Source organism: Nostoc sp., assembly GCF_035638895.1.
GTDB lineage: Bacteria > Cyanobacteriota > Cyanobacteriia > Cyanobacteriales > Nostocaceae > Nostoc.
In genome coordinates this window covers 1-7500 of record NZ_DASQZC010000047.1, presented here as the reverse complement: position 1 = coordinate 7500, position 7500 = coordinate 1, and the positions used below count along the sequence as shown (strand labels likewise).

Genomic DNA, 7500 nt, shown 5'->3' with positions numbered 1-7500 from the left:
TCCGGTGTACCCACGCGAGCGCGCAATGTTTCGAGTGTGGCCCTGAGATTACCTCAAAGAGCAGAACTGTGGTTATTCGACTGTGGCGAAGGCACCCAGCATCAAATCATCCGGAGTGAACTGAAAATTAGCCAACTCTCGCGAATTTTTATCACTCACATGCACGGCGACCACATCTTTGGCTTAATGGGACTTCTTGCTACTTGCGGCTTGGCTGGCAATGTGGAACGAATTGATATATATGGGCCACCTGGATTAAATGATTACATTCAAGCCGCCTCCCGTTACTCCTACACACACTTTTCCTATCCCATTAAAGTCCATGCCATCCGTCCAGGGGTAATTTATGAAGACGATGACTTCACCGTAAGCTGCGGTAATTTACATCATCGCATTACAGCTTTCGGCTACCGTGTAGCCGAAAAAGACCGATCAGGACGCTTTGATATTGAAAAAGCCAAGGGGTTGCAAATTCCTCCCGGTCGGGTTTATGGTCAACTTAAGCGCGGTGAAACAGTGACGCTTGCGGACGGACGGGTGATTGATGGCACTCAATTATGCGGTCCTACAGAAATTGGTCGAAAAATTGCCTATTGTACAGACACAATTTATTGTGACGGTGCTGTGGAATTGGCAAAAGATGCAGATGTATTAATTCACGAAGCAACCTTTGCTCATCAAGATGCAGACATGGCTTTTCAACGGTTGCATTCTACAACGACAATGGCAGCGCAAACAGCTTTAGCTGCTGGGGCACATCGACTGATTATGAGTCATTTCAGTCCCCGCTATGCTCCTGGTAATACCTTGGAATTGAAGGATCTTCTTCAAGAAGCCCGTGCTATTTTTCCCCGTACTGACATGGCTTATGATTTCATGATTCATGAAGTACCCAGGCGGCGGTAAGTAGAGTTAACCAAGGTAAGCGTTTAAATTTTGGATTTTAGATATCCTATTGAACCCTTCTAATCTAAAATTAACCAGGCTCTATTTTGGAGTTTAGTAGTCTAATTTATAACGTCTAGCAAATAGATAGCAGTTTAGCTTGAGGAGTAAGTAAAATAGTTACCTAAGAATTTACGTTTCCCTAAGTGTATTAATAACCTACAACTACTATGAATTAAATGTTTTTATCAATGTGTTTCTTATATTACAAGTTATTAAAATAACTTTAATAGGATAGTACTATTGTAAATTAGAGAATTTTATACTTTAATACTTAAGAAAAATAATTAATTTTTCGTCAAGATTTTTCTTCCTTAAATAAAATATTTATTAAAAATTTATTCTTCTAACACTGATTAAAAATTTATATGCATGAATTGATGAACATGAAAGCGCCAATTGAGCTTGTCATAATTGGAAGAATAATTAAGTATGCTATTGCGGCTATAGATGTAAAAAAAATCACATTTTTCATAAATCTGCCAAATAAATATAGTGTTTCGATATTAGAGGAGTTTGATAGTGGTTAAGACTAGTCTGAATCAAGAGCAACAGATTACTACTTCAGCACAAGGCGCAGTTGACATCAGACAAATATCTACTATTTTGCTTCGCCGACGTTTGCTGATTTTGGGGGTTTCCTGTGTAGTTATGGCAGCTGCTAGCCTTCTAGCTTTCATTGCCAAACCTACTTACCAGAGCAATATGCGGATATTGGTGAATTCCAATTTATCTGAAGCCACACAGTCAAATAATATTCCAGAAAGCGCAGACACCAAGGTTACTGAACCAAATTATCAAGTTGTTGATTCCACTACTCAGATGAAACTCATGCTGAGTTCTAAGTTGCTTCAAAAAGCCGTAAATTTACTTCATTCTGATTATCCTGATATTACCTTAAAGGATATCAATGGTCTAATAGAACAGAACAAAAAAGCACCTTTAGAAGTGACTCCCGAAGAGGGAGGTTTAGGAGCTAATAAAGTTTTTAGTCAATTATTTAAAGTTTCCTTCAATGATGATGATCCAGTCAAAACACAAAGAGTACTTCAAGCTCTACAAAAAGTCTATCAAAACTACAATAAAGAGCAACAAAAAGAACGTCTCAATCAAGGACTGGCTTTTGGAAATGCTCGCTTACCTGAAATCAAAAAAGAGGTGAGTAAAGCTGAGAAAAATTTGGAACAGTTTCGCAAGAAACATAAATTACTCGATCCTGAAGTTCAAAGTAAAATCCTGCTAGAATCTCTAGCTGATATTCAAAAACAGCTACAAAGTACTCGTGCCCACGTTCAAGATATAAATGTTCGCTACGAGAATTTAGAGCAACAAATAGCTTCCTCGTCTCAGCAGAATGCACTAATTTCTTCTCGTTTAAATCAGTCAAGTCGTTACCAAACGCTATTGAGCGAAATTCAAAAAACTGAACTAGCGTTAGCTAAGGAACGGCTACGCTATACAGACGATTACCCATCGGTACAGAAACTAAAGCAGCAACGCCAAAGTCAACTGTCGCTATTACGACAAGAGGTGAAAACTATTACTGCTAGCAGTAAGGGAGAACCGCTTTTAAAAGAGCAAATGCTAGGGGTTGAGCCAAAGCTAGTAGACGAGTTAATTTTGCTACAGACAACTGTCTTAGGACTAACTGCTAATGAAAAGAATCTAGCCGAGTCAGAACAGCGACTTCGCTCTGAGTTAAACAAATACCCAAGCTTAATAGCAGAGTATAACCGTCTGCTGCCAAAGGTGCAAACTAGTCGTAAAACCCTTGAACAATTACTCCAAGCACAACAATCCTTGGGGCTGAAAATTGCTCAAGAAGGATATAGCTGGCAAGTTTTGGCAGAACCTGCTCTGGGTACTTATATGGGGAGCAACAGATTAGTATTTTTGGTTGGAGGGGCGGTAGTTGGGCCGATTTTAGGTATCTTAGCAGTCCTGATTTTGGAAAAGTTTAATGACGCTATTTACTGTGTTGGAGATTTAAAGAAACTGACGAATCTACGTGTATTGGGGTCAGTACCAAAACTACCGTCATGTAATGTCAAAAAGCGGCGGCTATCCCTACATTGGAATGGGCGACGAAGCTCAGATTACTCTATAGTAGAAGCTAGTACTAGATTACCTGTCCATGAAACCCTGGACATGATCTACCAAAATATTCAAATATTAAAATATCCCTTACCCTTTAAGTCATTGATGTTGACTTCAGCACTACCAGGCGAAGGGAAGACAACTTTAGTATTAGGGCTTGTAGCTAGCGCTACCCGAATGCACCGGCGGGTATTAGTTATTGATGCTAATTTACATAATCCTAGCCTGCACAAAATCCTGGAACTATCCAATGACTGGGGACTATCTCTGTTATTACTTGATGAGACGACAACTGATTTTCAAGATTACATCCAGCCTATTCATCCCTGCATTGATATTTTGACTGCTGGGCCTGAAGCAGAAGACACGGTGAAGTTGCTCAGTTCTCAACGGATGAAAGAACTAATTGAGTTGTTTGAGCAAAGTTATGACCTAGTACTGATAGATGCTCCATGTATTTTAGGTACAGTTGATGCCAGAATTGTGGCAGCTTTTTGCAATGGGATCGTAATGGTAGAGCGTATGGGAAGAGTGACGCGAACTGAACTGACTCAAGCAACAGAAATTTTGAGTAAATTGAATTTAATTGGAATTATCGCTAATGAAGTGAGTAATTCTCAAAAGGTATTGGCATCGTAGGCTGAAGAAGCATTAGTATTGTGCATTGGGTATCCCTTCGGCTTCTCTACGAGAGGCTACGTGTTAGCGGAGCTTTGGCTTTAGCGATACGCTTAGGGCAAGTGGGCATGGGGAATTGGTCATTGGAAACAGGTAGAGGAGAGGAATTCTCCTTTTGGATCCTATCTCCCGTGTTCTTCACCTGATTTCTACCTTATAGCTAAATCAAAATGCATAATTAGTAGGAGGTGGCAACCTCCTGTGTTGGAGAAGTGTCTCATCTTAAAGTAGTAGACGCCATAATCCAAAGCGTCAATTAGATACTAATGTGATTAGATGACCAGCATGAAATTCCAACTTTACTTAGGCTTTTTATTTTCCCAGGTTAAAGTACGTCATTGGTGGGTAAGTGTCCTCTTGTGGATTGCTTTGGTTGCCCCAGCTCAAGCGTCTGTAATTCTGCGCGTAGCAATTGAGAGGGGCGTTAATCAAGTAAAAGTGGGTAGTTCCACCACTGGGATTGTCAAGGATAGTACTGGTCGGACTCTTGGACAGTTACCAGCGATGAGTGCATATTATGCCCAAGCTGTTCCTGGCGGAGTGGCTTTAGATAAGTGGCAGTCTGGTTTATTTTGGATTGAGCCAACAGGTAAAGGATTCGTTTATATTGGCGATCGCTGGTATCGGGGTAGAACTCTGGTTGTTCCCACAGACAAAGGCTTAACCGCCGTTAACTGGGTTGATGACCAAGAGTATCTCTACAGCGTTCTCGGTGGCGAAATGAGTGCTAGCTGGCCCCAAGAAGCTTTAAAAGCCCAGGCGATCGCAGCTCGCACTTACGCCCTCTACGAGCGAGAAAAACAACGGAATAATCCCGTTTACGATTTAGGTAATACCCCCGATCGCTGGCAAATTTACAAAGGCGTAATCAGTGAATCTCCTGCTACTTACAAAGCAGTTGATGAAACAGCAGGACAGGTACTAACTTACAAAAACCGGATTATTCTCTCAGTCTTCCACGCTTGTTCTGGAGGACACACCGAAAACGTTGAGGACGTTTGGGGAAATGCGTTGCCGTACCTACGGGCTGTTCAAGACTACGATCAAAATATCAGTGAGTGTAATTGGGTAAAAACCTTCTCGGCTAGGGAGATTAACGCCAAATTCCCTGAAGTTGGCAGTGTAACGGCGATGATTCCAGAGACATACTCGCCTTTCCGCAGTGTTAAAGTCTTGAAAATTGTCGGTAACAAAGGCACAAAGGTTCTACAGCGCGAGGAAGTGCGAACAGCGCTAAAGCTAAAAAGTACCCGCTTCAGCGTCAGCAAGGGAGCAGATGGTGGTTTTGTACTTCAAGGGCTTGGCTTTGGTCATGGTTTGGGCATGAGTCAGTGGGGAGCATACAATCTGGCTCGGCAGGGAGTAAACCACCTGCAAATTTTGGGACATTATTATCAAGGTGTAGCCTTAACACCAATTCAGGCGAAGTAAGGAGAAAGTTAGGAGTTAGGAGTTTTAAATAAATCTTAATTATTCACTCCTGACTCTCAACTCTTTACTGTTAACTCTATTCCCCACTCCCACGTTCCAAGCGCCGTTGCCATTCAGCGTCAATTTGTGCAGAACGCTCAACTTCCTGGTCGAGTAAGTCAGTTTCGCTAGAATACACTAAATCTTCGTTACCAATGACTTTTTCTGCTGCAAATTGTTGGGCATAGTCAATTTTTTGTTGCAAAGGTGCATCGGGGCTTGCCAATAGCCTTGATCTGGAAAGGCGATCGCGGTTGCGATCGCCTATTTTGCGATTACGCCACTGAATCCAGAAATAACGCAATAATGGGATGCCTAAGAAACCTGCTCCGTAAGCCAATAGCAGCCAATAAATTCCTTGGACAAAAGCTACCAGTCCACCTAATTGGACGGCAACAGTACCATCTTTCAACAAACTTCCCAATACTAAAGCAAGAACAAAATTTAGTACACCCAACCCAGCACTGAGCATAATTTGTCCTGAACTTGCAGCACTAAAACGCCAGGGAAATTCCTCCAAGTGATCTGATATTGCATAACGGAGCTTTTTAACTGCACTCACCTGCAACTCTGGGAAGTAATAAACAATTTGCCCTTCTGGACTTACCGATGGTTGCCCATTAAATCGCGTCAGAACAGGCAACATATAATCTTCGTACTCTCTTGTATATCCCTCGCCAATGTCATCCAAATATGGAGCAATTTGTTCTGCTACCACTGCACCACGGTTAGTCCGAATCACAGTAGCAATTTCTTGCCACCGACGTTCTTCTAAGTTGGTATTAGGATTACCATCGCCAAACAAAAATGAAAAGACAGCTTCAAAGAAATTCAGATTGCTTTCTTCTCGCCTTTCACGTCGCCGTTCCTGATAGTGGGTGTCATAATTTGGGCTAAGATACCAAAATAAATTTGGAAAATAGAAGAACCCCCCACCCCCAAAACTACTGCCCTGATTATCGCCTTCACGATCTGAATTGATAGCGGTAATGATCATGAAAATGGTAACAGTTATAAGAGCGATGGAAACAGTTAAGAAAATTCCGAAAGAAATGCGAATCAAATAAAACAGAATACTCCAGACTTTTTTCCACCATTCCTGCAATCGTAACCGGAAGTATTTATTACGCAAAATTGCTCGAAAATTTTGTGGAAAAAGGTAAACTATATCACCTGAATCTGCTACTTGCAAATGTCCCCCAGCATCAGATGCCAAGGCTAACAAGCTTTGATTAGCTTCAGCGACATTCAATCCTGCCTCGGTTGCCACATCACCAACAGTGACACGGTAGCCCAGTTTTTCCACAGCTTGCATGATGGTGGGACTAGGAGCCATTGCTCTCCCCTCCTGTTGAAATTTAATTGCCTTTCTTAAGTATAAAGTTTTATTTGAAGCGACTTGGCAAGAGCAGGGATGAAGCATGAATTATTAAATATAGAAAATACATAAGTTAGGCAAACCGACAAGTATGTTTACCAATAAATAAACGGACACGCAGTATGTTATAATCATTTGCCTCAGCTTGGTTAACCAGCAAATTTTCTGTTCAAATATGGTTCAGTATACTCTCGCTCAAAGCCCAGAAATTATCCTTACTGTTTCTGGAAAAGATTCGGCAAAAGCCCGTGATAAAGCAATGGATCAGCTAATGGAACTGATGGATTCAGGAAAGCTACCCACGGAACTAGAAGAAGGATTTGGCCCTCAACAATTAATTGAGGTTAAAGAGTCAACTATTGATAGTGCTAGCGGTGAGGATACTATTACACAAGCTGTCCAGGTTCTAAGTAACCTGGCTACACTCAAGCTGAAAGTTCAGGAATCACGAGCTGAAGCTTTGGAAATTCGCAAAGCGGTTGATGTTCTATTCACCGACGAATCGGTGACAGAAGAGGAAATTACTCGACTCAAGGAAGGTTTTAAAGTTCTCAAAAATTTTGCCCAAGCTAATGTGCGTTATCAAGAAGCGCGAGCTAAAGCAGAACAGGCTCGGCAAACTTTGGATCAAGCTCTCAAATCGCCTGACAAGTAACATTTACAGACATAGATGCATTGATATGCGTCTTAAAAATTTAATTAAACACTTAAAAAGACAGGCTGTTATGCCTGTCTTTTGATTTACTGGGGCGCTAGGATTCGAACCTAGGGATGGCGGGACCAAAACCCGCTGCCTTACCACTTGGCTACGCCCCAACGACTTTACTCTAGTTAATATAGCAGTTAGACCTAGGTTATTGTCAAGTACTTTTATAGTTAATTTCAGACAAAGGATTTTTACAGCAGAAAATTGATTGATTTAAATTCCTATA

6 protein-coding genes and 1 tRNA gene (1 of these 7 only partly in view) are annotated in these 7500 nt (G+C 41.4%); 5 read left to right on the top strand and 2 right to left on the bottom strand.

The window, feature by feature from the left end:
* The 4 genes from VE944_RS02105 to VE944_RS02090 all read left to right on the top strand — a co-directional run.
* A protein-coding gene (locus VE944_RS02105; protein ID WP_324971559.1) for a ribonuclease Z crosses the window boundary here: on the top strand, window positions 1–906 show its 3' portion. The gene continues 27 nt to the left of window position 1, outside the view; 906 of the gene's 933 nt are visible here — the last part of the coding sequence; its start codon lies off the left edge, out of view; the stop codon is at window positions 904–906.
* 425 nt (window positions 907–1331) lie between these two features.
* Window positions 1332–1475, top strand: a complete 144-nt coding sequence (locus VE944_RS02100) for a hypothetical protein (RefSeq protein WP_324971557.1) — start codon at window positions 1332–1334, stop codon at window positions 1473–1475.
* Window positions 1468–3681 carry a GumC family protein gene (locus VE944_RS02095; RefSeq protein WP_324971554.1) on the top strand — a complete coding sequence of 738 codons (2214 nt, stop codon included), beginning with the start codon at window positions 1468–1470 and terminating at the stop codon, window positions 3679–3681. The genes VE944_RS02100 and VE944_RS02095 overlap by 8 nt, the downstream gene beginning before the upstream one ends.
* 324 nt (window positions 3682–4005) lie before the next feature.
* Window positions 4006–5151, top strand: a complete 1146-nt coding sequence (locus tag VE944_RS02090; protein WP_324971562.1) for a SpoIID/LytB domain-containing protein — start codon at window positions 4006–4008, stop codon at window positions 5149–5151.
* Between the two features lie 76 nt (window positions 5152–5227).
* Here the strand turns inward: VE944_RS02090 and VE944_RS02085 are convergent, their stop codons facing one another.
* On the bottom strand, window positions 5228–6526 hold the full coding sequence (locus VE944_RS02085; protein ID WP_324971551.1) for a hypothetical protein: 1299 nt from the start codon (window positions 6524–6526) through the stop codon (window positions 5228–5230).
* 217 nt (window positions 6527–6743) lie between these two features.
* Between VE944_RS02085 and VE944_RS02080 the strand changes: the two genes are divergently transcribed.
* Complete coding sequence (locus VE944_RS02080; RefSeq protein WP_324971548.1) at window positions 6744–7223, top strand: hypothetical protein; 480 nt, start codon at window positions 6744–6746, stop codon at window positions 7221–7223.
* Between the two features lie 89 nt (window positions 7224–7312).
* Here VE944_RS02080 and VE944_RS02075 read toward each other — a convergent pair.
* Window positions 7313–7384 (bottom strand) — tRNA-Gln (locus VE944_RS02075).
* Window positions 7385–7500: the final 116 nt, after the last annotated feature.